Here is a 26519-nt window from a genome sequence, read left to right on the forward strand (position 1 = left end):
GCCTCAGCCGAACCGCGCCGCGAAGCGCTCATAGGCTTCGAGCTGCTGCACAGGCCCCAGGGCCGCCACGGCAGGCTTGCCGGCCCGCATGATGCGCTCGGCAACGCGCTTCACCGCCGCTTCATCGACGCGATCAACGGCGGCCAGGATTTCATCGATATCCAGCGTGCGGCCATAGACCAGCATCTGGCGGCCAAGCTGCTCCAGCCGTGAGCCGGAGCTTTCCAGCGACATCACCAGGCCGACTTTAAGCTGATTGCGCGCCCGCATCACTTCATCGGCGCCGACGGACTGAGTCAGCGCCGCCATTTCATCAGCCAGCACCGGAGTCAATTCGCCCAGTTTCTCGCCGCCGGTACCGGCATAGATGGTGAGCAGGCCGGTATCGCGGTAGCTGGTAGGATAGGCATAGACCGAATAGGCCAGGCCGCGCTTCTCGCGCACTTCCTGGAACAGCCGCGAGGACATGCCGCCGCCCAGCACCGTGGCATAGACTTGCAACGCATAGAAATCGGGATCGCCGAAAGCGAAGGCCGGCACCGAGAAGGCGATATGCGCCTGCTCAAGATCGCGTTCCTCGCGCCGCTCGCCGCCGCCACCATATGCGGCGGCTTCGTTGGGCCGGCGCTTCGTGGTCGGCAACCCGGCGAAATGCTGGGCCGCCAGATCCACCAGCGCATCATGGTCCACCGCACCCGCCGCCGCGACGACAAGATTCGGTGCATGGTAATGGCGGTCGAGGAAGCCTTGCAGATCCTCGCGGCGCATGCCCTCGACGCGCTCGACGGTGCCCAGGATGGCGCGGCCCAGGGCCTGATCCGGGAAAGCCTGCTCCTGGAGATGATCGAAGATGATGTCGTCCGGCGTGTCTTCCGACTGGCCGATCTCCTGGATGATGACCTCGCGCTCGCGCTCCAGTTCTTCGGGATCGAAGGTGGAGTGCTGCAGGATGTCGGCCAGCATATCCAGCGCCAGCGGCATATCCGGCTGCATCACGCGGGCGTAATAGGCGGTCTGTTCGCGCGAGGTGAAGGCATTGAGATGCCCGCCCACCGCCTCGATCTCCTCGGCGATGGCGCGCGCGTTGCGCCGCTCGGTGCCCTTGAAGGCCATATGCTCCAGCATATGCGCCACGCCGTTGATCTCCGGCGTTTCATCGCGCGCACCGGCATCGACCCAGATGCCGACGGAAGTGGTTTTCACCTGCGCCATGGCGTCACTGACAATGCGCAGGCCGTTGGGCAGAGTAGTAAGGCGCAGGCTCATGCGATCACGCTATCGATAAAGCGGCGCACCGCGTTGGCATCATTGGGCAGGATGGTCATGCGTTCCGGGCGCTCGAACAGATCGGCCATGCGCGCCGGCAGCGGCGGATGCTGGCCGGTGGCAGCCTTCACCGCATCGGGGAACTTGGCGGCATCGGCGGTGGCCAGCGTCACCAGCGGGATATCCGCCGGCACCACGCCCCTGGCGCGCGCTTCCGCCGCCACATGCAGGCCCACGGCAGTATGGGGATCGATCAGGCGGCCGGTCTGCTTGAAGCCGAGCGTGATTGCCGCCTTGGTCGCCGCCTCGTCGGAACGGCCGGCGGCGAAAAGCTGCCGCGTCTCCGCCAGTGCGTTGGACGAAACGCTGAAGCCGCCGCTGCCATCCAGCGCCGCCATCATGTCGCGCAGCACGGCACCATCGCGGCCATGCAGATCGAACAGCAGGCGTTCGAAATTGCTCGCCACCTGGATATCCATGCTGGGGCTGATGGTGGGGGCAACGCCGCTCTTGCGGTAATCGCCGGTCTCGAAGAAACGGGTAAGAATATCGTTGCGGTTGGTGGCAACGATCAGCTTGTGGATCGGCAACCCCATGCGCTGGGCGCAATAGCCGGCGAAAATGTCGCCGAAATTGCCGGTCGGCACGCAGAACGACACTGGACGGTCCGGTGCGCCGAGCGCCAGGGCGGCCGCCGCGTAATAGACGATCTGGGCCATCACGCGCGCCCAGTTGATCGAGTTCACCGCCGTAAGGCCGGCACGATCACGGAAGGCGGCATCGCCGAACAGGGTCTTAACCATCGCCTGGGCATCGTCGAACGTGCCTTCCAGCGCGATGGCATGCACATTGGCATCCGCCACCGTGGTCATCTGCCGGCGCTGCACATCCGATACGCGGCCATGCGGGAAGAGAATGAAAATCTCCAGCGCATTGCGGCCACGGCAACCTTCGATGGCCGCCGAGCCGGTATCGCCCGAGGTGGCGCCGAGAATGGTCGCTTTCTTGCCCGAGCGCGCCAGCGCCCAGTCGAACAGCCGGCCAAGCAATTGCAGCGCCACATCCTTAAAGGCGATGGTGGGGCCGTGGTAAAGCTCAAGCAGCCAGTCGTTGGCATCAAGCTGGCTCAACGGCGTCACCGCCTTGTGGCCAAAGGCGCCATAGGCTTCAGCGATCATGCGGCGGAAATCGGCATCGGGGATCAGGCCGCCGAGGAACGGCTGCATGATGCGGAAGGCCAGTTCGTTATAGGAAAGCCCGCGCATGGCGCGCCATTCGGCGGCGGAGAATTGCGGCCAGCTTTCCGGCAGGTAGAGGCCGCCATCGCTGGCGAGGCCTGCCAGCAACACGCCTTCGAAGTCTAGAACCGGGGCCTGGCCCCGTGTGGAAACATATCGCATCGCTTCACTCAATTAAGGTAACGCGCCTTGAGGTGCGCTTTGAAGGCATCGGTGCCGAGCGGCTTGCCCGTGGCGCGGCGCAGCAGATCGTCGGTGGAAAGCAGCGAACCCTGGCCATGCACATTGGCGCGCAGCCAGCGCAGCAGCGGCTTGAAATCGCCCTTGGCGATGCCGGGCGCGATGCCCGGATCGGCCTCGCGCGCCGCCGCGTAAAGCTGTGCCGCCGCCAGGGCGCCCAGGGTATAGGTGGGGAAATAGCCAATCGAGCCGGCAGGCCAGTGGATATCCTGCAAACAGCCATGGGCATGATCGGGCACATCGACGCCAAGCAGGGTCTGCATGCCATCGGCCCAGGCATCGGGCAGATCGTTGATGGCGAGATCACCGGCCAGCATCGCCTGTTCCAGGCGGTAGCGCAGGATGACATGAGCCGGATAGGTCACCTCGTCGGCATCGACGCGGATCAGGTCCGGCTTCACCCGGGCATAGAGGCTTTGCAGGTTGTCCAGCTCCCAGGCCGTCCCCTTGCCGCCGAAGATGCGGCGCAGCAGCGGGGCGGCAAAGGTGAGGAAATCGCGGCCACGGCAGACCTGCATTTCCACCAGCAGGCTCTGGCTTTCATGCAGCACCATGCCACGCGCCTCGCCCACCGGCTGGTCGGCCCATTTGCGCGGCAGGCCCAGTTCATAGAGCGCGTGGCCGGTTTCATGCAGCACGCCCATCAGCGAGCGGGTGAAATCGGTGGTGGCGTAGCGCGTGGTGATGCGCACATCCTGCGGCACGCCGCCGGTGAAGGGATGCGCCGAGACATCGAGGCGGCCATGCTTGAAATCGAAGCCCAGTGCCTTCATCAGCGCCAGGCCGGCCTCGCGCTGCTTCTCCACCGCGAACGGACCTTCCGGCGCCAGCGGTTCGGGCCGCTTGGCCTGGCGTGCCAGCGCCTTGTCGATGAAGCCGGGCAGGAACTTGCCGAGATCGGCGAACAGCTTGTCGATCCGCGCGGCCGAACCGCCCGGCTCATATTCATCCAGCAGGGCATCATACGCTGAACAACCGAACGCCTCGGCTTTGGCGGCGGCGGCCTCCCGAGTGAGTTCCAGCACCGGTGCGAAGGCCTTGGCAAAAGCCTTGAAGTCATTCGCCGGCTTGGCCTTGCGCCACACCATCTCGCAGGCATTGGCGGCTTTGCTCAACGCCTCCACCAGATCGGTGTTCAGCGCCGTGGCATGGCGCCACTTGCGGCTGATCTCGCGCAGATTGGCCTGCTGCCAGTCGCTCAGGCCCGCCTGCGCCTCGGCCCCCTGGATCAGATCGCCCAGGGCCGGGTCGGTGAGCCATTCATGGCGGATGACGCTCAAGGTCGCCAGCTGCTCGGCGCGGGCCCCTGCCCCGCCTTCCGGCATCATCGCCGACTGGTCCCAGCCCAGCATGGCCAGCGCGCCGTTCAGCGCCGAAAGGCGGCGGAAACGCTGTTCAAGGGCGGCATAGGGTTTCATCGGCCGACTGGCTTCATCGCTTGGGCATCCCGGGGCGACCGGTCACAGCTGGTCGCGCTGCCGCCGACGATGCCACAACACATAGATCACAGCCAGCACCACGGCGGCGCTGTACCAGGTGAAGGCGTAGGCCAGGTGGTTATTCGGGATATTGAGCCGGGCATGGCCGCCGCGCGGCCAGCCGCCGGGCACCGGGGTGGCATCGGCATCGATGAACAGCAGCGGCGCGTCCTGAATCCCGGCCTGGGCCAGCATCGCCTGGGCATCGGCATAATACCACAGGTTGGCCTTGGGATCGGCGTCCGGGATCATCCAGCCCCTGATGCCGGGCACATGCACGATGCCGGTAACGCTGACCTCGCCGGTGACCTGACCGGCGGCGCGGCTTTCCACCGCCTTCAGTTCCGGCGGCACCCAGCCACGGCGTACCAGCACATGGCCCTGGCCATCGGCCCGCTTCATCGGCACGATGATCAGATAGCCGAAATTGCCGCGCTCGGAATGGGCCAGCATGTGGAATTCATGGCTGTAGTCGAAGGTGCCGCGCAGGGTGACGCGGCGGTACATCCATTCATGCGCATCGAGCTTGCCCGGCGGCAACGCCACCGGCTCGGTGGCCAAGCCACGCTCCATATGCTCGATCAGGTCGAGCTTCCAGAACAGCCGCTGCACCTGCCAGGTGCCAAGGCAAAGCAGCAGCACCAGGGCCGGCACGGTGATGACGGTAGGCCAGAAGGCCGGGCGGAAACCGAAAATGGTCACGGCATTACTCGCTGAGCAACTCGATATCGGAAGAAGCCTTGTGGCGGAACTGCAGGGCGATCAGCACGGCCTTGAAGGGCCGCAGCATGGCAATCGAACCGCCCAGGATCAGCGGCACCCAGAGCATCATGTGCACCCACATAGGGGGCTCGTATTTCAATTCAAGCCACAGCGCCAGGCCGACGACGATGAAACCCAGAATCAGGATGACGAATACCGCCGGGCCGTCGCCGGAATCGACCTTGGCGTAATCCAGGCCGCAGGCCGGGCAGGTCGGCCGCACGTTGAGCAGGCCGGAAAAGATCGGGGCTTCGCCGCAGCGAGGGCAGCGGCAGCGAAGCCCCGTGGAAATCGGCGATAGCGGCGGATACATCACCGCTACCGCACCTTATTGGTCATCAATGGGCGACCGATGGCGCCGAACCCCACCAGTAGATGCAGGCGAACAGGAACAGCCAGACCACGTCGACGAAATGCCAGTACCAGGCAGCCGCCTCGAAGCCGAAATGGTGATCCGGCTTGAAGTGGCCCTTCAGCGCGCGGCCGAGGCAGACGGCGAGGAAGATGGTGCCGACCAGCACATGGAAGCCGTGGAAGCCGGTGGCCATGTAGAAGGTGGAGGCGTAGATGCCATCCTTGAAGCCGAAAGCGGCGTGGCTGTACTCGAACGCCTGACAGGCGGTGAACAGCACGCCCAGAATCACGGTGATGGTCAGACCCTGGATCAGGCCCTTGCGGTCGCCATGCAGCATCGCATGGTGCGCCCAGGTGACCGTGGTGCCCGAGAGCAGCAGGATCAGGGTATTGATGAACGGCAGTTCCCAGGGATTGAAGGTCTCGATCGAAGCCGGCGGCCACTGGTGGCCGATGGCCTCGGTGGGATAGAAGGCCGCGCCGAAATAGGCCCAGAACCAGGCCACGAAGAACATCACTTCGGAAGCGATGAACATCACCATGCCGTAGCGCATGTGAAGCTGCACCACCGGGGTATGGTGGCCGTCATGCTCGGCTTCGCGCACCACGTCCGACCACCAGGCGATCATGGTGTAGATCACGATGGCGAAACCCGGCGCGGTCCACCACAGGCTGGCGCCATGGAAATAGGCGACCGCGCCGATGGCCAGGATGAAGGCGCCCATGGAACCAATGAACGGCCACGGGCTCGGATCGACGAGATGGTAGTCGTGATTGCGTGCGCTGCCAGCGGACATGGCTTTTACCCCCTCAGGACTTCACAAGTTAACATCAGTTCACCGCCTTGGCCGGCTGGGTGCCAGCATCGCGGTCGGATACGCGGGTTTCCGGCTTGCGGAAGAAAGTGTAGCTCAGCGTGATGGTCTTGACGTCGCGCGCCTTCGGATCCTTCAGCATCTGCGGATCGACGAAGAACGACACCGGCATGTCGACACTCTCGCCCGGCTGGAGTACCTGCTCACTGAAGCAGAAGCAGGCGATCTTGTCGAAATACGGACCGGCCTTTTCCGGCACCACGTTGAAGGTGGCGGTGCCGACGATGGGCTTATCGGTGGGATTGGTGGCGCGGTAGAAGATCAGCGTCTCCTCGCCCGGCACCACCTTCACCTCGCGCTGCACCGGCTGGAAACGCCAGGGCATGTCGGGCGAGGTGTCGGAATTGAAGCGCACGGTAACCAGCTGGCCCGGCATCACGCCCTGGCTGCCCGGGGCCGCAGCCGAACGCTGTGGCGTGCCGGCAAAGCCGGTGACGCGGCAGAACAGGTCATAGAGCGGCGCCGAGGCGAAGGCACCGGCGGTCATGAAGGCGACCACGCCGACGCAGATCATGGCGACGCGGCGGTTGGCGTTACCATCCTTGGCGCGGGTCTCAGGCTGGCTCATCCCGCGCCCCCCTTCAGCATCGGCCCGGTCATCTTGGCGATGGTGATCAGGTAGAACAGGATCGCCAGGCCGCCGAGCACCAGCGCGAGGGCGAGGTTGCGGCCACGGCGGGGACGCTGGCCACCCGGCTTCTGCTCCTGGCTCATGGCGTCACCATGAAGCCGGGAAAGCCGGGCGCGACGCCAAGGCCGCGTTCCACCAGCAGCAGCGCGAACAGCAGGAATAGGTAAAGGATCGAATAGCCGAACATCTGCTTCGGCGCGCGCATGTCCTTGCCCAGCCAGATGCGGAAGGCAAGCAGCAGCAGGCCGCCGCCGAGCAACGCCGTGCCAATGCCATAGACCGGGCCAACGAGTTGCAGCAGCCAGGGCGCCAGGGTGAGCGGCACCAGCAACAGCGAATAGATCAGGATCTGGCGGCGCGTCTCGGCTTCGCCGGCCACCACCGGCAGCATCGGCACGCCGGCGCGCTGGTAGTCTTCCGAACGGTAGAGCGCCAGGGCCCAGAAATGCGGCGGCGTCCACATGAAGATGATGCCGAACAGCAAAGCCGGCAGCAGGCCGATATCGCCGGTGACGGCGGCCCAGCCGATCATCGGCGGGAAGGCGCCAGCGGCACCGCCGATGACGATATTCTGCGGCGTGCGGCGCTTCAGCCACATGGTGTAGATGAAAACATAGAAGCCGATGGTCAGCGCCAGCAGCGCGGCCGCCGACCAGTTCAGCGCCAGACCCATCACGGCGATGGATGCCACCGAGAGCACCACGCCGAAGCCGAGGGCTTCCTGGGCGCCGATGCGGCCTTGCGGAATCGGCCGGCCACGGGTGCGCGACATCACCGCGTCGATATCGGCATCGTACCACATGTTGATGGCGCCAGAGGCACCGGCACCGATGGCGATGCAGAGCAAGGCGGTGAAGGCCAGCACCGGATGCAGCGAACCCGGCGCCAGCACCATGCCGACCAGACCAGTGAACACCACCAGCGACATCACGCGCGGCTTGAGCAGCGCGATGTAATCGGAAGCGCGGGCGTCGCCGCCAAAATCGCCAGCGAAATCACCGGCGCCATAAGCGACGCCGAGGCCGGTTTGGCCGGCCTCGGGGCTTTTGCTGGTATAGCTCGCGTCAGTCACGGGGCTTCACTCACTCCAGAACCTGACCGGCGGTGACCGGAAACGGCCACCGCCGACCGGGACTTACTTGATGATCGGCAGCTTTTCGTACTGGTGGAACGGCGGCGGCGAAGACAGCGTCCATTCCAGCGTATTGGCGCCCTCGCCCCACGGATTGGCCGGCACAGGCTTCTTGCGCGCGAAGGCGTAGATCACCGAGGCGACGAAGAACAGGGTCGAACCGAAGGCGATATAGGAGCCGATCGAGGCGACGAAGTTCCAACCATGGAAGGCATCCGGGTAATCCGGGATGCGGCGCGGCATGCCCTGCAGGCCGAGGAAGTGCATCGGGAAGAACAGCAGGTTCACGCCGATGAACGTGGTCCAGAAGTGGATCTTGCCCGCCGTCTCGCTCAGCTCGTAGCCCGACATCTTGCCGAACCAGTAGTAGAAGCCGGCGAAGATCGCGAACACGGCACCCAGGCTGAGCACATAGTGGAAATGCGCCACAACGTAGTAGGTGTCATGCAGCGCCATGTCGATGCCGGCATTGGCCAGCACCACGCCGGTAACGCCGCCGACGGTGAACAGGAAGATGAAGCCGATGGCGAACAGCATCGGCACCTTGAACTCGATGGAGCCGCCCCACATCGTGGCGATCCAGGAGAAGATCTTCACGCCGGTGGGCACCGCGATCACCATGGTGGCGGCGGTGAAGTAGGCGCGGGTGTCGACATCCAGGCCCACGGTGTACATGTGGTGCGCCCACACGACGAAGCCGACGAAGCCGATCGCGACCATGGCGTAGGCCATGCCGAGATAGCCGAACACCGGCTTGCGCGAGAAGGTGGACACGATCTGGCTGATGATGCCGAAGCCGGGCAGGATCAGGATGTACACTTCGGGGTGGCCGAAGAACCAGAACAGATGCTGGAACAGGATCGGGTCGCCGCCGCCTTCCGGCTTGAAGAAGGCAGTGCCGAAGTAGCGGTCGGTCAGCAGCATGGTGATGCCGCCGGCGAGCACCGGCAGCGACAGCAGCAGCAGGAACGCGGTGATCAGCACCGACCATACGAACAGCGGCATCTTGTGCAGGGTCATGCCCGGCGCGCGCATGTTGAAGATGGTGGTGATGAAGTTGATGGCGCCGAGGATCGACGACGCACCGGCGATATGCAGGCTGAGGATGGCGAAGCCGACCGCCGGGCCGGGATGGCCGACATCGGAGGAGAGCGGCGGATAGATCGTCCAACCGCCGCCGACGCCGTTGCCGCCGGCCGGGCCGGGCACGAAGATCGAGATCACCAGCAGGCCGATGGCCGGGATCAGCAGCCAGAAGGAAATGTTGTTCATGCGCGGGAAGGCCATGTCCGGCGCGCCAATCATCAGCGGCACGAACCAGTTGCCGAAACCGCCGATCATGGCAGGCATGACCATGAAGAAGATCATGATCAGGCCGTGGCCGGTCACCAGCACGTTGAACAGGTGGTGGTTGTCACCAAGGATGCCATTGCCCGGGTTCATCAGCTCGGCGCGCATCAGCACCGACATCAGACCACCGATCAGACCTGCGCAGACTGCGAAGATCAGATACAGCGTGCCGATATCCTTGTGATTGGTCGAGAATACCCAGCGGCGGAAGCCGGTGGGCAGATCGTGATGATCATCGTGATGATCGTGGGCGGCGTTAGCGTGAGCCTGGGCCATGTCGTTCCCCTTGACGCTTAATTCGGTCGATTACTGCGCGGCGCCGGCGGCGGCAAGCCGCGGCGACGGGCCGTCAACGGAAGCAAACTTCTGCTTGGCTTCTTCCGCCCACTTGGCATAGGCCTCCTTGGAGACCACCTGCAGCTTGATCGGCATGTAGCCGTGATAGGCGCCGCAGATTTCCGAGCACTGGCCGTAGAACAGACCTTCGCGCTCGGCGCGGAACCAGGTCTCGTTCAGGCGGCCGGGCACCGCATCCTTCTTCACGCCGAAGGCCGGCATCGCCCAGGCGTGGATCACGTCGGCGGCGGTCACCAGCAGGCGGATATTGGTATCCACCGGCACCACCACGGTGTTGTCGGTTTCAAGCAGGCGCGGCTGGCCCGGCTTGAGGTCCTTCTCGGCCACCATGATGGCGTCGAAGGTGAAGTTGCCGTTATCGGGATATTCGTAGCTCCAGAACCACTGCTTGCCGATCGCCTTGATGGTCAGGCCGGCTTCCTTGGTCTTGTCGCCGAAATACAGCAGCTTGAAGGACGGCACCGCGATCACGATCAGGATCAGGATCGGCACCACGGTCCATGCCACCTCGACCAGCGTGTGGTGCGAGGTCTTGGACGGCACCGGATTGGCCGAGGCGCGGAAGCGCACCATGACGTAGACCAGCAGTGCCAGCACGAAGATGGTGATCAGGGTGATGACCCACATCAGCATGTGGTGGAAGTTATGCACTTCGCGCATCACCGGGCTGGCGGCATCCTGGAAATTCAGGCCCCAGGCATGCGGCAATTGCTGCGGCACCTGCTGCGCCAGAGCATCCACGGCACCGCCGAGCATAACCGTAAGCATGGCCACAAAAGCCACCGCGCCCATGCCCAGCCGGGCCACAAGGCCAACCTGATCAAGCCGGGTCCGCCGATCCAAAATCCGCCGCATTGTCCAATTCCTCGCTACTGCTCGGGCAGGGTTCGTGTTTTTCAAGGGCGGAACATACACCGAAGCCTATTTTACCGACAGTCCCGGCCCTTTGTGCGACGATTTGTCGCGACTGTTCGACAGCGCAGTTTTCACCTGCTTACGCTTTGATTTTGCTCATGCTTGCACCTGAGGCAGGCTGCCCGTAAGCTGCGGGAACCGAGAGGGCTACCGATGCTCGATCAGGCGCAGAAAAAGCTGACGCAAGACGTGCTGGAATGGCTCGACCGCCCTGGCTTCGCGGTCGAATGCCGCACCCCCGGCAGCTTCACCTATCTGGCCTGCAACAATGCCTACGCCGCCATCGCCGGCCTGCCCGTGGCTGGCCTGGTGGGACGGGATTTTTCCATCGGCTTTGCCCTTGGCGAGGCTGAAAAGCTGCGCGCTTCCCTGGAACTGGTCTGCGACTCGGGCAGCCGCCAAGTGATCAACGACCTGCTGCGCTGGGCCAACGGATGGTTGTGCCAGAGCGTTACCATTGCCCCAATACGCGATGACGATGGCGGCATCGCCGCGCTGATCGTGATCGCCGAGGCGACTCAGCCCGAAGCAGTGCATCATGCCGCGCTGCAGGTTGCCGAGCACAAGATCCGGGATTTCGCCGAACTGGCCTCGGACTGGTTCTGGGAGACCGATGCAGAGCATCGTTTTTCCTGGATTTCCGAGAGTGCCAGCACGGTTTCCAACGAATTCAGGCCGCGCCTGCTGGGCCGCCGGCGCTGGGAAGTCGGGGTGGTTTCGAGCGAGGAGGAAGAGGCCTTCTGGCAGGAGCACCGGCAGCAGCTCGAGCGCAAGGAGTCGTTCCGCGGCTTCCGTTACTGCTCGGTATTCAACAACAATGAAATGTGGATTGAGATCAACGGCAAGCCGATCTTCGATGCCACCGGCCGCTTCATGGGCTATCGCGGTTCGGGCCGCGACATCACCGAACAATACCGCCAGCAGCGTCGCATCGAAGCGGCTTTGCGCCGCGCCGAGGAAGCCAGCCGGGCCAAGAGCCAGTTCCTGGCCAATATGAGCCACGAGCTGCGCACACCACTGAACGCCATCATTGGCTTCTCGGAAATCATCCGTGATCAGATGTTCGGCTCGGTCGGCATCCCCCGCTATGTCGACTATGCCCGCGACATCAACGCCTCGGGCAGCCATCTGCTGGCGGTGATCGGCGACATCCTGGACATGTCGCGCATCGAGGCCGGCTATTACGCCCTGGACGAGAAGCCGGTCGACCTTGGCGCCGTGATCGGCTCGGCCCTGACCATGGTGCGGCCCCAGGCCGAGCGCGCCGGCGCCATGCTGCGCAATCTCTGTCCCGAGGCCCTGCCGAAGCTGCGTGCCGACGAGCGCGTCCTGAAACAGGTGTTGATCAACCTGCTCGGCAATGCGGTGAAATTCACCCCATCGGGCGGCACCATCGACGTGATCTACCGTCTGGACCATGACGGCGCCCTGGTGCTGGGCGTGGTCGATACCGGCATCGGCATCCCGCCTGACCGGCTGGAGCATATTTTCGAACCGTTCCAGTTCGCCAAGGCCGAAGTGGCCCGCCAGCATGGCGGCACCGGCCTGGGCTTGAGCATATCCAAGCGCCTGATGGAACTGCATGGCGGCGCCCTGATGCTGAGCAGCACGGTGGGCGTCGGCACCGAAGCCCGCCTGAATTTCCCGGCCTGGCGCCTGATGGACGATGCGGATGATGGCTGGGTGGCGCCACGCGAGCCGGTAGCCGCCCCCGCTCCGGCGCCCCGCCCGGTGAGTCAGATACGCACTGCCAGCGCCAGCGCCGCACAGGAGCCAGAGCGCCAGCCCGGCCAGCTTGATGCATCCGCCGGCGAAACCTTGCGCGTGCTGCTCGATACCATGGGCGAAGGCGTCATTGTCATCGACCGCCACGGCACCATCGTTTCGATGAGCGCCATCGGTGCCGGGCTGTTCGGCTATGACCCGCTCGACCTGGTGGGCCAGAATGTACGCGTGCTGATGCCGGAACCGTTCCGTTCCGGCCATGACAGCTACATCCGCAACTATCTCAACACCAAGCGCGCCAAGATCCTGGGCCTGGGCCGTGACACCCTGGGCCGGCGCAAGAGCGGTGAAATCTTCCCGATCCACATCAGTGTCGGCGAATTCGAGGATAACGGCGAACCGGCTTTCATCGGCGTGATCCGCGACATTTCGGATCGCCGCGACGTGGAACTGCGTGCCGAATTCGCCAGCCGCAACGATCCGCTGACCGGCGTGCTCAACCGCGCCAGCTTCATTGCCGAAGCCGAGCGCATGCTGAGCGCCCAGCATCGGGTCAATCCCGGGCAATGGGTGCTGCTCGACCTTGATGTCGACTCGTTCCGCGATATCAACGAAGGCTTTGGCTATCACATCGGCGATGCGGTGCTGAAAACCGTCGCCGAACGGCTCGGCGAAGGCCTGCCGCGCGAAGCCCTGGTCGGCCGCATCGCCGCCGATCAGTTCGCGGCGCTGGCGGCGGTGAACGATCTCAACAACGCGCTGAACCTGGCGCAGTCGCTGCACGCCCATCTCACCCGCCCGGTGGCGGCAGAGAGCCGCGTGCTGACGCTAAAGATTTCCATGGGCGCGGCAATCCTCGACGACCCGACCGAGAAGGTGAACGAAGCCCTGGCCAAGGCCGAACTGGCGCAGAAGCTGGTGCGTTCCTCGGGCGGCGACTCAACCCGCTTCTACAGCCCGGAAATGACCCGCGCCGCCGAGCGCCGCCTGCGCCTGACACTCAACCTTGATGCCGCCATCGAGAACCAGGAATTCACCCTGGTCTATCAGCCGGTGGTGGAAGCCGGCACCAATGCCATTGCGGCACTGGAAGCCCTGCTGCGCTGGAACCATCCGGAACTTGGCGCTGTATCGCCGGCCGAATTCATTCCGCTGGCAGAGGAAAGCGGCGCCATCGTGCCAATCACCCGCTGGGTCATCGGCCATGTCGCCGAGCAGGTGCGGCAATGGCGCGCGGCGGACATCGAGCCCCGGCGCGTCTTCGTCAATGTCTCCGGCCAGCAATTCGTGCGCGACGACCTGCCTGGCTTCTTCCGCCGCATGGCCGACCAGGAACCGGACCTGATCCCCTATCTCGGCATCGAACTGACCGAGCAGGCAGCAATCGAGAATATGGAAGAGACAGTACGCGCCATCCAGGAACTGGCGGATATCGGCATCGATGCGGCCCTGGATGATTTCGGCACCGGCTATTCCTCCTTGAGCTATATCCAGCGGCTGCCGATCCGCAAGATCAAGCTGGACCGCGCTTTCATCGCCGATCTGCCGACCAACGAGAAGGATGTCGCCCTGGTCCGCGCCATGGTCGGTATGGCCAAAGGTCTTGATCTGCCGGTGGTCGCCGAGGGCGTGGAAACCACCGCGCAGCGCGACTTCCTGCGCGGGGTCGGCTGTAGCGAGTTGCAGGGCTACCTGATCAGCCGCCCCATAACCGCCGAGGCCATCGGCGAGATGCTGCGCCAGGGCGACCGCCGCCGCCGCTGAAACCCTGGCCCCGGATAGCCCGGCCCTGGATAGCCTCGGGGAAACACGCTTCAGCCCTGTTCTTTCCCCTGCCACGCCCCATATAATCCATTACATCCGTTCGTTTTTCCGAGGAAACCGCCATGAGTGGCATCGATACCGCGCAGCAGCTTTTTTTCACCCGCGCCGGCCTGGACCGCGCCCGGCTGGATCGGCTTGTGGGCGATGCGCTGCACGGCGCCGATGATGGCGAGCTGTATCTCGAATATGCCCAGTCGGAGAGCTTGAGCTTCGATGATGGCCGTCTGAAATCCGCCAGCTACGATACCAGCCAGGGCTTCGGCCTGCGTGCTGTCTCCGGCGAGCAGACCGGCTATGCCCATGCCTCCGAACTGAGCGAGGAAGCCATCCGCCGCGCCGCCAGCACCGTGCGCGCGGTACGCGCCGGCCATGGCGGCGAGATGACCGCGCCGCCGCTGGCGACCAACCGCCATCTCTATGGCGACGACAATCCGCTGGCGGAGATTTCCTTCGACCGCAAGGTGAAGCTGTTGCAGGACATCGATGCCTATGCGCGCGGCAAGGACAGCCGTGTGCGGCAGGTGAGTGCCAGCCTTGCCGGCTCCTGGCAGGCCGTGGCGATCCTGCGCGCCGATGGCACCCTGGTGGAAGACATCCGCCCGCTGGTGCGGCTGAACATCGCCGTGGTGGCCGGCCAGGGCGACCGCCAGGAAAGCGGCAGCCGGGGCGCCGGCGGCCGCGTCAGCTTCGCCAAGTATTTCGACCCCAGCCACTGGCAGGGGGAAGTGGATGAAGCCCTGCGCATGGCGCTGACCAATCTGGAATCAGTGCCCGCGCCCGCTGGTGAAATGCCCGTGGTGCTTGGCCCCGGCTGGCCCGGCATCCTGCTGCATGAAGCCATCGGCCATGGCCTGGAAGGCGATTTCAACCGCAAGAAAACCTCCGTGTTTGCCGGCCTGATGGGCCAGCGCGTGGCTGCCCCCGGCGTCACCATCGTCGATGATGGCACGCTGGACCGCCGCCGTGGCTCGCTGAGCGTCGATGACGAAGGCACGCCGACCGAGAATACCGTGCTGATCGAGGACGGCATCCTCAAGGGCTTCATGCAGGACCGCCTCAATGCCCGCCTGATGGGCATGAAGCCGACCGGCAATGGCCGGCGCGAGAGCTTTGCCCATAGCCCGATGCCGCGCATGACCAACACCTACATGCTGGCCGGCGACCGCGACCCGGGGGAAATCCTCGGCGGCGTGAAGAAAGGCATCTATGCGGTGAATTTCGGCGGCGGCCAGGTCGATATCACGTCGGGCAAGTTCGTGTTCTCGTGTACCGAGGCCTATCTGATCGAGAATGGCAAGGTCGGCGCCCCAATCAAGGGCGCGACGCTGATCGGCGCCGGTGCCGACGTGCTGACCAAGGTGCGCGCGGTGGGCAACGATCTCAAGCTCGATGACGGCATCGGCACCTGCGGCAAGAATGGCCAGGGTGTGCCGGTCGGCGTCGGCCAGCCGACCCTGCTGATCGAAGGCCTCACCGTTGGCGGCACTGCCGCCGCCTGAGCTAAACAATCATGGGCGGTTAACCCGTCCGGTAGTATAATTTTGAGCATGCCAAGCAGGGGGAGCCCCACATGCCTGCCAGTGTAAGCAAGATTGCCACCCACGATCCGGTCTGGACCCGCATCCGCACCGAGGCGGCGGAAGCCGTGACCCAGGAACCGCTGCTCGCCAGCCTGGTGCATGCCTCCGTGCTGCATCACCAGCGGCTGGAAGATGCGCTGAGCTATCAGCTGGCGCAGCGCCTGGGCAATTCCGACGTTTCCGCGCTGATGATGCGCGAAGTGATCAACGCGGCGCTGACCGCCGACCCGGATATCGGCAATGCCGTGCGCGCCGATCTGGTGGCGGTGAACGAGCGCGATCCGGCCTGCCGCAGCTACATGAAGCCGTTGCTGTTCTTCAAGGGCTTCCTCGCCATCCAGAGCCATCGCGTGGCGCATTGGCTGTGGCATCAGGGCCGCGAGACCATGGCCTTCCTGATCCAGAGCCGCTGCTCGGAAGTGTTCGCCGTCGACATTCATCCGGCAACCAAGTTCGGACGTGGCATCCTGATCGACCATGGTACCGGCGTGGTGATCGGCGAAACAGCCGTGATCGAGGATAACGTGTCGCTGCTGCAGAACGTCACGCTCGGCGGCACCGGCAAGGAAACCGGCGACCGCCATCCGAAGATCCGGCGCGGCGTGCTGATCGGCGCCGGTGCCAATATTCTCGGCAATATTGAAATCGGCGAAGGCGCCAAGATCGGCGCCGGCAGCGTGGTGCTGATCCCGGTGCCACCGCATTGCACGGCAGCCGGTGTGCCGGCCAAGCTGATGGGCGATTGCGAATGTGAGCAGCCGGCGCGCGAGATGAACCATCATCTGCCGGATGCGCCGGGCTGACCGGCCAACCATGACTCCTCCTGGGCCAGTAGCTCTGCTGCTGGCCCTTTGCTTGTTTGCGCCACCAGCCTTGGCGCAATCGCTGCGCGGCGCGCTCGACTGGCTGCCGCCCGGCTCGCTCAATCTCCATGAACTGACCCAGCGGCCGCAGGAAATCCAGGCCGGCGGCGAGCGGCAGAGCTTCTTCGCCGAATATGGCCGCCTCGCCTTCCGCAGCCCCGATGTGCTGGGCGGCAATGCACGCAAGGCCGGCCTCTCCTGCCAGGCCTGCCATCCCAATGGCGATGCCAACCGGCATTTCTTTATCCCCGGCCTTTCCGACCGCCCGGGCCGCATCGACGTGACGCACTCACTATGGTCGGCCAAGGGCGACGATGGCCGCGCCAACCCGCTGGAAATCCCGTCGCTGCGCGGCGTGAAAGGCAGGCATCGCCTGGGCTTCGACCGCCGCCTGGGTTCGCTGCGCGAATTCACCCGCAATGTGATCGTGCTGGAATTCGACGGCGCCGAGCCGGAGCCGCTGCTGCTCGATGCCCTGGTGGCCTATCAACAGACCCTGGCACCAGGTCTGGCACCGGGCCAGCCGCCGAGCCAAGCACCGGGCCAGGTGCCGGAACAGCCGCTGCGCTTCGAGGATGATCTGCGCGATTTCACCCGCGCGCTCGGCGTGCTGCGCCTGCCGCTGGCGGAAGAAAACGCGGCACTGACCAACCGCGTCACCGTCATGCTGCGCAGCCAGGTCGGCTTCATGCATGAACGCTTCGAGGAAACGGCGCCGCAGCAGATCCTGGAAGGCTGGTCGCAGGAATTGCGCGGCATCGCGGTTTTAGCCGATGCGAGCCGCTGGCCCGAGGCACGCGACCGGCTTGGCGCACTGCGACAGCAGGCCGAACAGCCGCCCGCCGTGCTTATGACAGCCGCGCCGCGCTCGCTTTATGATCCCGAGAAACTACGTATCTGGCTCAGTAAGCCAGTTCGGTGAATACCGGATCGACCGAGCGGTTCCAGCGGCCATTATAGAGCTTGAGCAAGGCTTCCGCCGGCGTCTCGCCGCTTTCCACGATCGCCTGCAACGGCGCCAGGAAATGCGTCTCATCCTCGCCAGCCGGCGAAACACGATTGCGCGCCCGCAGACCGGCCTGGGCGAGCTTCACCACCTCGCGCGCCACATCCTGCAGCGTGCCGTTGCGGAACGGCGTATGCAGGCCGTATTTCGGTGCCTCGACGCGCAGGCGGGCGCGCTCCTCATGCGTCCAGTTCTTGCAGAGATCCCAGGCAGCATCCAGCGTGGTCTGGTCGTAGAGCAGGCCGACCCACAAGGCCGGCAAGGCGCAGAGCCGCGACCAGGGACCGCCATCGGCGCCGCGCATTTCCAGGAAACGCTTCATGCGCACTTCCGGGAACAAAGTAGTGAGATGATCCGCCCAATGGCGCAGCGTAGGGATTTCACCCGGCGCCGCCGGCAGCCTGCCGGCGAGGAAATCACGGAAGCTCTGCCCGGTGGCATCAATATATTCGCCATCGCGATAGACGAAATACATCGGCACATCGAGCGCATGCTGCACATAGCGCTCGAAGCCCATGCCATCCTCGAACACGAAGGGCAGCATGCCGCTGCGGTCGGGATCAGTGTCGGTCCAGATATGGCTGCGGAAACTCAAAAACCCGTTCGGCTTGCCCTCGGTGAAGGGCGAACAGGCGAACATCGCCGTCGCCACCGGCTGCAAGGCCAGGCCGACACGGAATTTCTTCACCATGTCGGCTTCGGAGGCGTAGTCCAGATTCACCTGCACGGTACAGGTGCGATACATCATGTCGAGGCCGAGATTACCCTTCTTGGGCATGTACTCGGTCATGATCTTGTAGCGGCCCTTCGGCATCATCGGGATATCGGCGCGGCGCCATTTCGGCTGCATGCCCAGGCCGGCCATGGCAATGCCGAGTTCCTGCCCCACTTCACGCACCTGCTTGAGATGCGTGCTGACCTCGATACAGGTCTGGTGGATGGTCTCCAGCGGCGCACCCGACAATTCAAACTGCCCGCCCGGCTCCAGCGTGATCGACTGGCCGTCCATGGTCAGGGCGATGACCTTGCCGGCCTCTTCCACCGGCTGCCAGCCGAAACGCTGCAACTCGGTGAGCAGCCGCTGAATACCGGCGGGGCCGCCATAGGGCAGCGGACGGAAGTCCTGGGTGGTATAGCCGAGCTTTTCGTGTTCGGTGCCGATCCGCCACGCCTCTTTCGGCTTCGAGCCCTCGGCAACATAGGCAACGAGCTGGGAAATATCGGTAACCGGGGTCTCGGGGGCTTGTGCCGGTCCGGACATAAAAACCTCGTTGCTTCTTGTTCTCGTTCCAAAACTCGTCCGTCAGGCGGGCATCCCGACAGCTTTGCGCATATGGCGCAGAAATCCCGGAAAGTCTAGGGGCCGGGCTAGAGGGCCGCAGCCACTGCCAGGGCAGCCAGGGCGGCGGTTTCGGCCCGCAATATACCCTCTCCAAGCGACACCGGCGTGACGAAAGCCTTAGCCTTCAGCAGCGCGATTTCCTCCGGTGCGAAACCACCTTCCGGCCCGACCAGCATCGCCAATGGGGCAGCCGCAGGCAAGGCCTGCAGGGCGGCCAGCAGCGGCGTTGCCGTCTCCCGCTCCAGGCAGGCGAACAGCCGGCGCTCCTGCGGCCAGGCGTTAAGCATGGCATCCAGCGGCTGCAACGGCGCCAGCGGCGGCACATCCAGGCGTTCGCATTGCTCGGCCGCCTCGCGCGCATGTGCTTCCAGCCGCTGCGCGTTGACCTGCCGCACCTGGCAACGTTTGGTCAACACCGGCAACAGCCGGGCGGCGCCGAGTTCGGTGGCCTTTTCGATGATGAATTCGATGCGGCCCTGGCGGATCGGCGCGAAGCAGAGCCAGATATCGCGCGGCGCCTGGAAGGGCCGCAGGCAATCGCCCACCGCAACGCGGGTCTCGCGCTTGCCCGCCACACTGAGCGTGGCGGCGAATTCGCCATCTCGGCCATTGAACAGCACCACAGCGGCGCCCAGTTCCAGCCGCAGCACATGGCGCAGGTAATGCGCCGCCGCCTCATCCAGCGCCAGATCGGCGCCGGATTTGAGATCGGCTGTAACGTAAAGTCGAGCCACACTGGTCACGGCGCTTGTGCCGCCTCGCGGTTTTGGACTATCGGAGAAGCGTTATGGCAAAGCCCGACCCGGAAGTCACCCCTGGCGGCCCCGATCCGATCCTGGGGACCGATACTGCGCCCGCCGATGCCCTTGATAATCATTGGGTCGGACGCTGGCTGCCGCTGTCCTGGCGGCCCTATGCCCGGCTCTCGCGGCTCGACCGACCGATCGGCACCTGGCTGCTGCTGCTGCCGGGCTGGTGGTCGATTGCGCTCGCCCGCCCGCAAGGGGCGAACCTGGATATCGTGCTGATCCTGCTGTTCGGCATCGGCGCCATTACCATGCGCGGCGCCGGCTGCACCTTCAACGATATCGTCGACCGCGATTTCGACGCCAGGGTGGAGCGTACCCGCAACCGCCCGCTGCCCTCGGGCCAGGTGAAACTGTGGCAGGCCTGGGCCTGGCTGGCGGCGCAGGCGCTGCTCGGCTTCGTCATCCTGATCAGCATGAACGGCCTGGCCATCGGCCTCGGCGTCGCCTCGCTGCTGCTGGTGGCGATCTACCCGTTCATGAAGCGCGTTACCTGGTGGCCGCAATTCTTCCTCGGCCTGGCTTTCAACTGGGGCGCCGTGCTGGGCTATGCGGCGGTGGCGGGCCGGCTCGACCTCGCACCCCTGGTGCTCTACGCCACCGGCATCATCTGGACGCTGGGCTATGACACGATCTATGCCTTGCAGGACAAGGAGGATGACGCGCTGATCGGGGTGAAATCCACCGCGCGGCTGTTCGGCCAGCAATCGCGGCAATGGATCGCCGGTTTCTTCGCGCTGACCTGGCTCGGCATCGGGCTATGCGGTGCCATCGCCGGCATGGGTATCGGCTTCTGGCTCTGCCTTGCCGCCCTGGCCGGGCATATGGCGTGGCAGGTACTGACCCTGCAACCCGACGATCCCGCCGACTGCCTGATCAAATTCAGGGCAAACCGCGATGCCGGCCTGATCGTGTTTCTCGGTTTCCTGATCGGCTGATTGTTCTTTATAGTGCGGGCATGACCAAGACCCGAATCACGCCGGAGCATTTCGGCGACGTCTACAAGCAATTCAACGCCTCGATCTCGAAATACGATTGTGGCCGCAAATGCGCCCCGCTGAATGGCGGCCAGCCGGTCTGCTGCACCACGGGCAACGCCATTCCCGTCGTGCACAAGGCGGAATTCGCCCTGCTGAAAAGCCGTACCGACCTCTGGTCCAGCTTCAAGGCCAAGGACGCCACCTCGCGCAAGATCGTGAAGGAATTGCCGGCCTCGACCTGCGCCATCGAGTGCAAGGGCGCCGCCTTCTGCGAGCGCGACAACCGCACCATCGCCTGCCGTGCCTTCCCGTTCTTCCCCTACATCACCGCCAAGGGCGAGTTCATCGGGCTTTCGGTCTATTGGATTTTCGAGGACCGCTGCTGGATGATCGCCCGCATGGAGCTGGCGGAACTGGCCTTCATCAAGGAGATGGTGGCTTCCTTCGAGAAGATTTTCGCCTTCGACCCGGAAGAATGGGAAAGCATGAAAAGCCATGGCGGCTCAACGCGCCGGGTCTATTCGCGCTGGAACCGCCCGATCCCGATCCTGGGACGCGATGGCGGCATCTTCAAGGTGATGCCGCGCACGCATGAACTGCGCCCGGCCACCATGGCTGATTTCAAGCCGCGCGGCGCCTACAAGTCCGAAGCCGCCTATAAGAAGGCCGTGAAGGAAGCCGGCGGCACGCTCGGGCCGGAGCCGAAGGGCGGTTATCTGGCGCCTTAATTATTTCGCGTACAGAAACGTACCGAGCAGGATCCAGCGCCGGGCGGTTTCCGTCTGGCCGCGCTTAGGGATCAGCGGCGTGGTGTAATGCCAGAACGGCAGCCGGTAGGCATTCACCAGCCCGTTGCCCACCACCTCCACCACCTCGCTGAAATGCCCGGCCTTGGCATAGACCAAGAGCTGGCTCTTGGCGCCCGGCGTGCAGAAGCCGATATGCATGTCGACATAGCCCTGGCGCGCCAGCGGCTCTTCCGGGTGGTGGTCGTTATGCGGCCCGGCATAATCACCGGGATGATAGGCAATGGCCTGCAGGCCGTATCTGCGCCGCAAGGACCGGCCCGCCAGCGCCTCGGCGAAAGCCCGGTAGCTGGCTGAACGCAGCATGGCGATGAGGCCGATATCCGCCGCCGCCGCCAGGCCGACGCCCTTGCCGCCATCCAGATGCAGCGTGCGCTGGCGCATCACCTTGGGCAGTTGCTCGGCATAATTCTCCCGCATCTCCCAGATACTCTCGGGCGGGATCGGCTGCGCCATCAGCCGCAGATGCGGCCCCAGGGTGGCTTCCAGCAAACCGGCGGCGCCTTTGGCCTGGCGGGCATCGATCAGGCCGGAAAGCGCCAGGAACCGGGTACGCGGATCGGCGAGCTTGCCGGCGGCACCATGGCGCCCGGCCAGCAGGGCCTGGCCCTGGCGGCTCAGCAGATCGGCGAATTCGGCGGGAAAGCGGCGCATCGCCTTGTCCTAGCAGTCCGGCGCAGCCCTGGAAAGCACCCGCCGCAGGGCCTATTCTCCGCCGCCATGAGTACTCCCCCTGCTTCCACCGCCCGCGACCAGCAGCTGGCGCAGATTCTGCTGTTCATCACGCCGGCCATGTTCACCACCAACATGGTGATGGCGCGGGCCACGGCTGACTTCATTCCGCCGGTGGCGCTCGCCTTCTGGCGCTGGACCGGGGTCTGCCTGGTGCTGGGCCTGCTCTGTGGCCGCGAATTGTGGCGCCACCGCGCCGCTATCCGCGAGGAAGCCGGCCAGTTCGCGGTGCTCGGCTTCCTCGGCATGGTGATCTGCGGCGCCGGTGTCTACTGGGGCGCGGCCAGCACCACGGCCACCAATATCGGCCTGATCTACGCCACCTCGCCGGTGATCATCATCCTGCTGTCGCGCATCTGGTTCGGCGAGGCGATGAACCTGCGCCAGGGCCTGGGTACGGCGCTGGCCCTGACCGGCGTGCTGGTGATCGTGCTGCGCGGCGACATCGCCGTGCTGAAAAGCCTCTCCTTCTCGCTCGGCGACCTGCTGATCCTGGCGGCTTCCGTCGCCTGGGCGGTCTATACCGTGCTGCTCAAACGCTGGCCGACCAAGCTGAGCGTGAATGGACGCCTCGCCGGCATCACCGGTGCCGGCGCCTTGCTGCTGCTGCCCGGCCTGGTGCTGGAAACCATCTCTGCCGGACCACCCGCGATGGATGGCCGCACCCTGCTGGCGATCATCACCCTGATCATCGTGCCGGGCATCGGCGCCTACAGCACCTATGGCTACATGACCAAGCATCTGGGCCCCAGCAAGACCGGGCTGATGCTGTATCTCTCGCCGATCTATACGGCGGTGATGGCCTGGGTCTTGCTCGGCGAGAGCTTTGCCTTCTATCACTGGATCGGCAGCGCCCTGGTGCTGCCCGGCCTCTACCTCGCCACCCACAAGCCGCAACAGGAGACTGCCTGATGGCCTATGCCTCGCTGCGCGACTTCATCTCCCAGCTCGAAACCAAGGGCCGCCTGGTGCGCGTGACCGAGCCGGTCTCGACTGTGCTGGAGATGACCGAAATCCAGACCCGCCTGCTGGCCGAGAATGGCCCGGCGGTGCTGTTCGAGAAGCCGATCAAGGCCGATGGCAGCGTGAGCGACATCCCCGTGCTGGTGAACCTGTTCGGCACTGTCGAGCGCGTCGCCTGGGGCATGGACCGCGAACCGGGACAACTGAAGGAAGTGGGCGAGACCCTGGCCTTCCTGCGCCAGCCTGAGCCGCCGGCCGGCCTGCGCGAAGCCTTCGGCCTGCTGCCGCTGGTGAAGAACGTGCTGGCCATGGCGCCGAAAACGGTTAGCAACGGCCCGGTGCATGAAGTGGTGCTGCAGGGTGATGACATCGACCTCACTGCGCTGCCGATCCAGACCTGCTGGCCCGGCGAGCCGGCACCGCTGATCACCTGGCCACTGGTGGTGACCAAGGGGCCGAGTGATGCGCGCGAGGACAGCTTCAACCTCGGCATCTACCGCATGCAGGTGCTGAACAAGCAGCAGACCCTGATGCGCTGGCTGAAGCATCGCGGCGGCGCGCAGCAGCATCAGCGCTGGAAACAGGCCGGCAAGCGCGAGCCCTTCCCCGCCGCTGTGGTGATCGGCGCCGATCCCGGCGTGATCCTGGCCGCCGTGACGCCGGTGCCGGAAACGCTCTCCGAATACCAGTTCGCCGGCCTGCTGCGCGGCAAGAAGGTGGAACTGGTGAATTGCCGCACCGTGCCGCTGAAAGTGCCGGCGGAAGCCGAGATCGTGCTGGAAGGCTATGTGTCGCTGGATAAATACGGCGATGAAGGTCCCTATGGCGACCATACCGGCTATTACAATTCGGTGGAGCAATTCCCGGTCTTCACCGTCACGGCCATCACAAGGCGGCGCAAGCCGATCTACCTGAGCACCTTCACCGGCCGTCCGCCGGACGAACCGAGCGTGCTGGGCGAGGCGCTGAACGATGTGTTCGTGCCGCTGATCCGGCAACAATTTCCCGAGATCGTGGATTTCTGGCTGCCGCCGGAAGGCTGCTCCTACCGCGTGGCGGTGGTGAGCATCAAGAAAGCCTATCCCGGCCATGCCAAGCGCGTGATGATGGCGGTGTGGTCCTATCTGCGCCAGTTCATGTACACCAAGTGGGTGATCGTGGTGGACGATGACATCGATGCGCGGAACTGGAAGGACGTGGTCTGGGCCATGTCCACCCGCATGGACCCGGCGCGCGACATCACGCTGATCGAGAATACCCCGATCGACTATCTCGATTTCGCCTCGCCGGAATCCGGCCTGGGCAGCAAGATCGGCCTGGATGCCACCAACAAATGGCCGCCCGAGACCAAGCGGGAATGGGGCGAGAAGCTGGGCATGGATGCCGAGGTGGTGCGCACCGTCACAGAGAAATGGCCGAAACTCGGGCTTCCTGGGTCCGGCAAGCCGATCTGGAAATAGCCCCTCGCGCCCACGGGTGCGGGGCGGTATCCTGACAATCACCGGTTCTGGAGGCCGGTTGCGATGAAATCCACGCTCTGGCAGCGCATGCATGATGCGATCTGCGGCCAAGGCTGCGATCAGCTCGTTGATGCCGAACAGCGCCGCCTGGGGCGGGCCTTCGAGGCGGAAGAATACGAAGGCCTCAAGCTCGCGATCAATCTGCGCTTCGTCGCCCTGGCTATCGTTGCCACGCTGCTGACCACCGAGATGCGCTGGCCGCTGGCGATCAACTATTACCCCTGGCTGCTGGCGCTGGCGCTTTCCGCCTATATCCAGCTTCTGGTGCGCAAGCCGGGCATCGACCGGCCCTGGATGCACTGGCTGTTCCCGTTCATCGACATGGCCTTCATCGGCGCCGCCATCGCGCTGCCGAACCCGTTCGATCCGAACCCGCTACCGCCGCCGATGATGCTCAGCTTCGATACGGTGCTGTATCTGCCGTTGTTCCTGGCGCTCGCGGCGCTGGGCCAGTCGGCCCGCACGGTGTTCTTCACCACGCTGGCGGCGATGATCACCTGGGCGGTGGTCACGGTCAGCATCGCGATACGGCCCGGTGTCGACACCATGCTGCTGCCGATGAATGTCGCCAATATCTCGGCCCTGGACCGCCTCGCCTTCCTGCTCGATCCCTGGCGGGTTTCCTATGGCGACATGATCCGCCGCATCGTGCTGATCGGGCTGATCGGCGTCATCCTCATGGTAGCCGCCGTGCGCGCCCGCCATCTGGTGGCACGCCAGATCGAGAGCGAACGCGGCCGGCGCAACCTCGCCCGCCATTTCTCGCCGCATATCGCCGAGGAATTGCAGCGCATGGACGATCCGCTCGGCGCCGTCAGCCAGCTTGATGCCGCCGTGCTGTTCGCCGACCTTGTTGGCTTCACCCGGCTTTCCGATGATATGTCGCCAGCCCAGACTATCGCGCTACTGCGCGAGGTGCATCGCCGCCTGGCCCATGCCGTGGCCGAGCAGCAGGGCACACTGGACAAGTATCTCGGCGACGGCATCATGGCTTCCTTCGGCACGCCGCGCGCTGGCCTGCGCGATGCTTCCTCCGCCCTGCTTGCCGCCCGCGCCATGCATCAGGCCATCGAGCAACTGAACCGCCAACGCGCCCCTCTGCGCCAACCGGCCTTGCAGCTTGCCGTTGGCCTGCATTTCGGCCCGCTGACGCTCGGCAATATTGGCGATGAGCACCGCGTCGAATATGCCCTGGTCGGCGAAACCGTCAACGTGGCGCACCGCCTGGAGCAGATGACGCGCAATGTCGGCGCCTCACTCTGCATCAGCGAAGCCTTCGTCGAACGGCTGAAGCACGAAACCCGGGGTGATCTGGCGCCGCTGCGTGACCTTACCGAGATGCGCCCCCAGGCGATCCGTGGCCTGCGCGAACGCATGGTGGTGTGGATGCTGCCGCGCGATGGCGCCGCACTGCCCGGCGCTCCGGCACCCGAGGCCGGCAGTACGCCGCAGCCCGAAACCCCGCCGACGATCCATTAAACGCCATGCCGCTGTTCAAGCTCCGCAGCGCCAGCGAGCGCGACCTGTTGCCCTGGTGGCATCCCTGGGCCTTGATGCGCAGCGCCTGGAATCTGGCCTTCTCGGCAGCACTCGGTGCCGCTATCGGCTTCCTCTGCGTCGAGTTCCTGGCGCAGATCCTGGCGCGCTTCAGCGATGATGACTGGCGGCAATGGAGCGAGCGGCTGCACTGGCTCGGCTGGGTGCTGGGTTGTTTTGTCGCCTTTGTCAGCTATATGGCGTATCGTATGGAAGACGCTCAAGAGTAAGTGGATAA

At 64.8% G+C, this 26519-nt stretch carries 24 protein-coding genes; 10 read left to right on the forward strand and 14 right to left on the reverse strand.

Going from position 1 to position 26519, the window contains the following annotated elements:
- Positions 1–3: 3 nt before the first annotated feature.
- The 11 genes from ACQY7X_RS00185 to coxB all read right to left on the reverse strand — a co-directional run bounded on the left by ACQY7X_RS00185 (position 4) and on the right by coxB (position 10538).
- Positions 4–1266, reverse strand: coding sequence for a M16 family metallopeptidase (locus ACQY7X_RS00185; protein ID WP_428247816.1), 1263 nt, complete (start codon positions 1264–1266; stop codon positions 4–6).
- Entirely contained in the window at positions 1263–2666 is a 1404-nt protein-coding gene (gene thrC, locus ACQY7X_RS00190) for a threonine synthase (RefSeq protein WP_428247817.1), read from the reverse strand. Before thrC ends, ACQY7X_RS00185 begins: the two co-directional genes overlap by 4 nt.
- An 8-nt stretch (positions 2667–2674) precedes the next feature.
- Positions 2675–4162: a carboxypeptidase M32 gene (locus ACQY7X_RS00195; RefSeq protein ID WP_428247818.1), complete on the reverse strand. Its 1488-nt coding sequence runs from the start codon at positions 4160–4162 to the stop codon at positions 2675–2677.
- Positions 4163–4204: 42 nt separating this feature from the next.
- A complete protein-coding gene (locus ACQY7X_RS00200; protein WP_428247819.1) occupies positions 4205–4924 on the reverse strand; it encodes an SURF1 family protein in 720 nt (239 codons plus the stop codon).
- A gap of 4 nt (positions 4925–4928) precedes the next feature.
- Complete coding sequence (locus ACQY7X_RS00205) at positions 4929–5297, reverse strand: DUF983 domain-containing protein (protein WP_428250095.1); 369 nt, start codon at positions 5295–5297, stop codon at positions 4929–4931.
- 25 nt (positions 5298–5322) lie between these two features.
- Positions 5323–6135, reverse strand: coding sequence for a cytochrome c oxidase subunit 3 (locus tag ACQY7X_RS00210; RefSeq protein ID WP_428247820.1), 813 nt, complete (start codon positions 6133–6135; stop codon positions 5323–5325).
- A gap of 34 nt (positions 6136–6169) precedes the next feature.
- Positions 6170–6781 (reverse strand): cytochrome c oxidase assembly protein, encoded by a 612-nt coding sequence (locus tag ACQY7X_RS00215; RefSeq protein ID WP_428247821.1) that lies wholly within the window; start codon positions 6779–6781, stop codon positions 6170–6172.
- On the reverse strand, positions 6778–6927 hold the full coding sequence (locus ACQY7X_RS00220) for a hypothetical protein (RefSeq protein ID WP_428247822.1): 150 nt from the start codon (positions 6925–6927) through the stop codon (positions 6778–6780). Before ACQY7X_RS00220 ends, ACQY7X_RS00215 begins: the two co-directional genes overlap by 4 nt.
- Complete coding sequence (locus ACQY7X_RS00225) at positions 6924–7916, reverse strand: heme o synthase (RefSeq protein ID WP_428247823.1); 993 nt, start codon at positions 7914–7916, stop codon at positions 6924–6926. The genes ACQY7X_RS00220 and ACQY7X_RS00225 overlap by 4 nt, the downstream gene beginning before the upstream one ends.
- Before the next feature lie 63 nt (positions 7917–7979).
- Entirely contained in the window at positions 7980–9602 is a 1623-nt protein-coding gene (gene ctaD / locus ACQY7X_RS00230) for a cytochrome c oxidase subunit I (RefSeq protein WP_428247824.1), read from the reverse strand.
- A gap of 30 nt (positions 9603–9632) precedes the next feature.
- Positions 9633–10538 (reverse strand): cytochrome c oxidase subunit II, encoded by a 906-nt coding sequence (gene coxB / locus ACQY7X_RS00235; RefSeq protein WP_428247825.1) that lies wholly within the window; start codon positions 10536–10538, stop codon positions 9633–9635.
- Between the two features lie 213 nt (positions 10539–10751).
- On the opposite strand from coxB, the gene ACQY7X_RS00240 reads away from it, so the two are divergent.
- The 4 genes from ACQY7X_RS00240 to ACQY7X_RS00255 all read left to right on the forward strand — a co-directional run bounded on the left by ACQY7X_RS00240 (position 10752) and on the right by ACQY7X_RS00255 (position 17512).
- Positions 10752–14087 carry an EAL domain-containing protein gene (locus tag ACQY7X_RS00240; protein WP_428247826.1) on the forward strand — a complete coding sequence of 1112 codons (3336 nt, stop codon included), beginning with the start codon at positions 10752–10754 and terminating at the stop codon, positions 14085–14087.
- Positions 14088–14209: 122 nt separating this feature from the next.
- Entirely contained in the window at positions 14210–15646 is a 1437-nt protein-coding gene (gene tldD, locus ACQY7X_RS00245) for a metalloprotease TldD (protein WP_428247827.1), read from the forward strand.
- A gap of 71 nt (positions 15647–15717) precedes the next feature.
- Positions 15718–16530 carry a serine O-acetyltransferase gene (cysE, locus tag ACQY7X_RS00250; RefSeq protein WP_428247828.1) on the forward strand — a complete coding sequence of 271 codons (813 nt, stop codon included), beginning with the start codon at positions 15718–15720 and terminating at the stop codon, positions 16528–16530.
- Positions 16531–16582: 52 nt separating this feature from the next.
- Positions 16583–17512, forward strand: a complete 930-nt coding sequence (locus ACQY7X_RS00255; protein ID WP_428247829.1) for a hypothetical protein — start codon at positions 16583–16585, stop codon at positions 17510–17512.
- Here the strand turns inward: ACQY7X_RS00255 and ACQY7X_RS00260 are convergent.
- Both ACQY7X_RS00260 and ACQY7X_RS00265 read right to left on the reverse strand, forming a co-directional pair.
- Positions 17493–18857 (reverse strand): glutamate--cysteine ligase, encoded by a 1365-nt coding sequence (locus ACQY7X_RS00260; RefSeq protein WP_428247830.1) that lies wholly within the window; start codon positions 18855–18857, stop codon positions 17493–17495. The genes ACQY7X_RS00255 and ACQY7X_RS00260 overlap by 20 nt on opposite strands.
- 107 nt (positions 18858–18964) lie before the next feature.
- A complete protein-coding gene (locus tag ACQY7X_RS00265) occupies positions 18965–19681 on the reverse strand; it encodes a 16S rRNA (uracil(1498)-N(3))-methyltransferase (protein ID WP_428247831.1) in 717 nt (238 codons plus the stop codon).
- A gap of 44 nt (positions 19682–19725) precedes the next feature.
- On the opposite strand from ACQY7X_RS00265, the gene ubiA reads away from it, so the two are divergent.
- The gene (gene ubiA, locus ACQY7X_RS00270) at positions 19726–20682 is read left to right on the forward strand and encodes a 4-hydroxybenzoate octaprenyltransferase (protein ID WP_428247832.1); all 957 of its coding nucleotides are present in this window, start codon (positions 19726–19728) and stop codon (positions 20680–20682) included.
- 20 nt (positions 20683–20702) lie between these two features.
- Positions 20703–21452, forward strand: coding sequence for a hypothetical protein (locus tag ACQY7X_RS00275; RefSeq protein ID WP_428247833.1), 750 nt, complete (start codon positions 20703–20705; stop codon positions 21450–21452).
- On the opposite strand, the gene ACQY7X_RS00280 is transcribed toward ACQY7X_RS00275, so the two are convergent.
- Positions 21453–22184, reverse strand: a complete 732-nt coding sequence (locus ACQY7X_RS00280; protein WP_428247834.1) for a hypothetical protein — start codon at positions 22182–22184, stop codon at positions 21453–21455. It lies immediately after the preceding gene.
- 66 nt (positions 22185–22250) lie between these two features.
- Here ACQY7X_RS00280 and ACQY7X_RS00285 point away from each other — a divergent pair, with 66 nt between their 5' ends.
- The 4 genes from ACQY7X_RS00285 to ACQY7X_RS00300 all read left to right on the forward strand — a co-directional run bounded on the left by ACQY7X_RS00285 (position 22251) and on the right by ACQY7X_RS00300 (position 26511).
- Complete coding sequence (locus ACQY7X_RS00285) at positions 22251–23174, forward strand: DMT family transporter (RefSeq protein WP_428247835.1); 924 nt, start codon at positions 22251–22253, stop codon at positions 23172–23174.
- Positions 23174–24685 (forward strand): UbiD family decarboxylase, encoded by a 1512-nt coding sequence (locus ACQY7X_RS00290; protein ID WP_428247836.1) that lies wholly within the window; start codon positions 23174–23176, stop codon positions 24683–24685. Before ACQY7X_RS00285 ends, ACQY7X_RS00290 begins: the two co-directional genes overlap by 1 nt.
- A gap of 63 nt (positions 24686–24748) precedes the next feature.
- On the forward strand, positions 24749–26224 hold the full coding sequence (locus ACQY7X_RS00295; RefSeq protein ID WP_428247837.1) for an adenylate/guanylate cyclase domain-containing protein: 1476 nt from the start codon (positions 24749–24751) through the stop codon (positions 26222–26224).
- Positions 26225–26229: 5 nt separating this feature from the next.
- Positions 26230–26511 (forward strand): hypothetical protein, encoded by a 282-nt coding sequence (locus ACQY7X_RS00300; RefSeq protein ID WP_428247838.1) that lies wholly within the window; start codon positions 26230–26232, stop codon positions 26509–26511.
- The last annotated feature ends 8 nt before the right edge of the window (positions 26512–26519 follow it).

The sequence above is a fragment of the Ferrovibrio sp. genome, assembly GCF_965278975.1.
Lineage (GTDB): Bacteria > Pseudomonadota > Alphaproteobacteria > Ferrovibrionales > Ferrovibrionaceae > Ferrovibrio.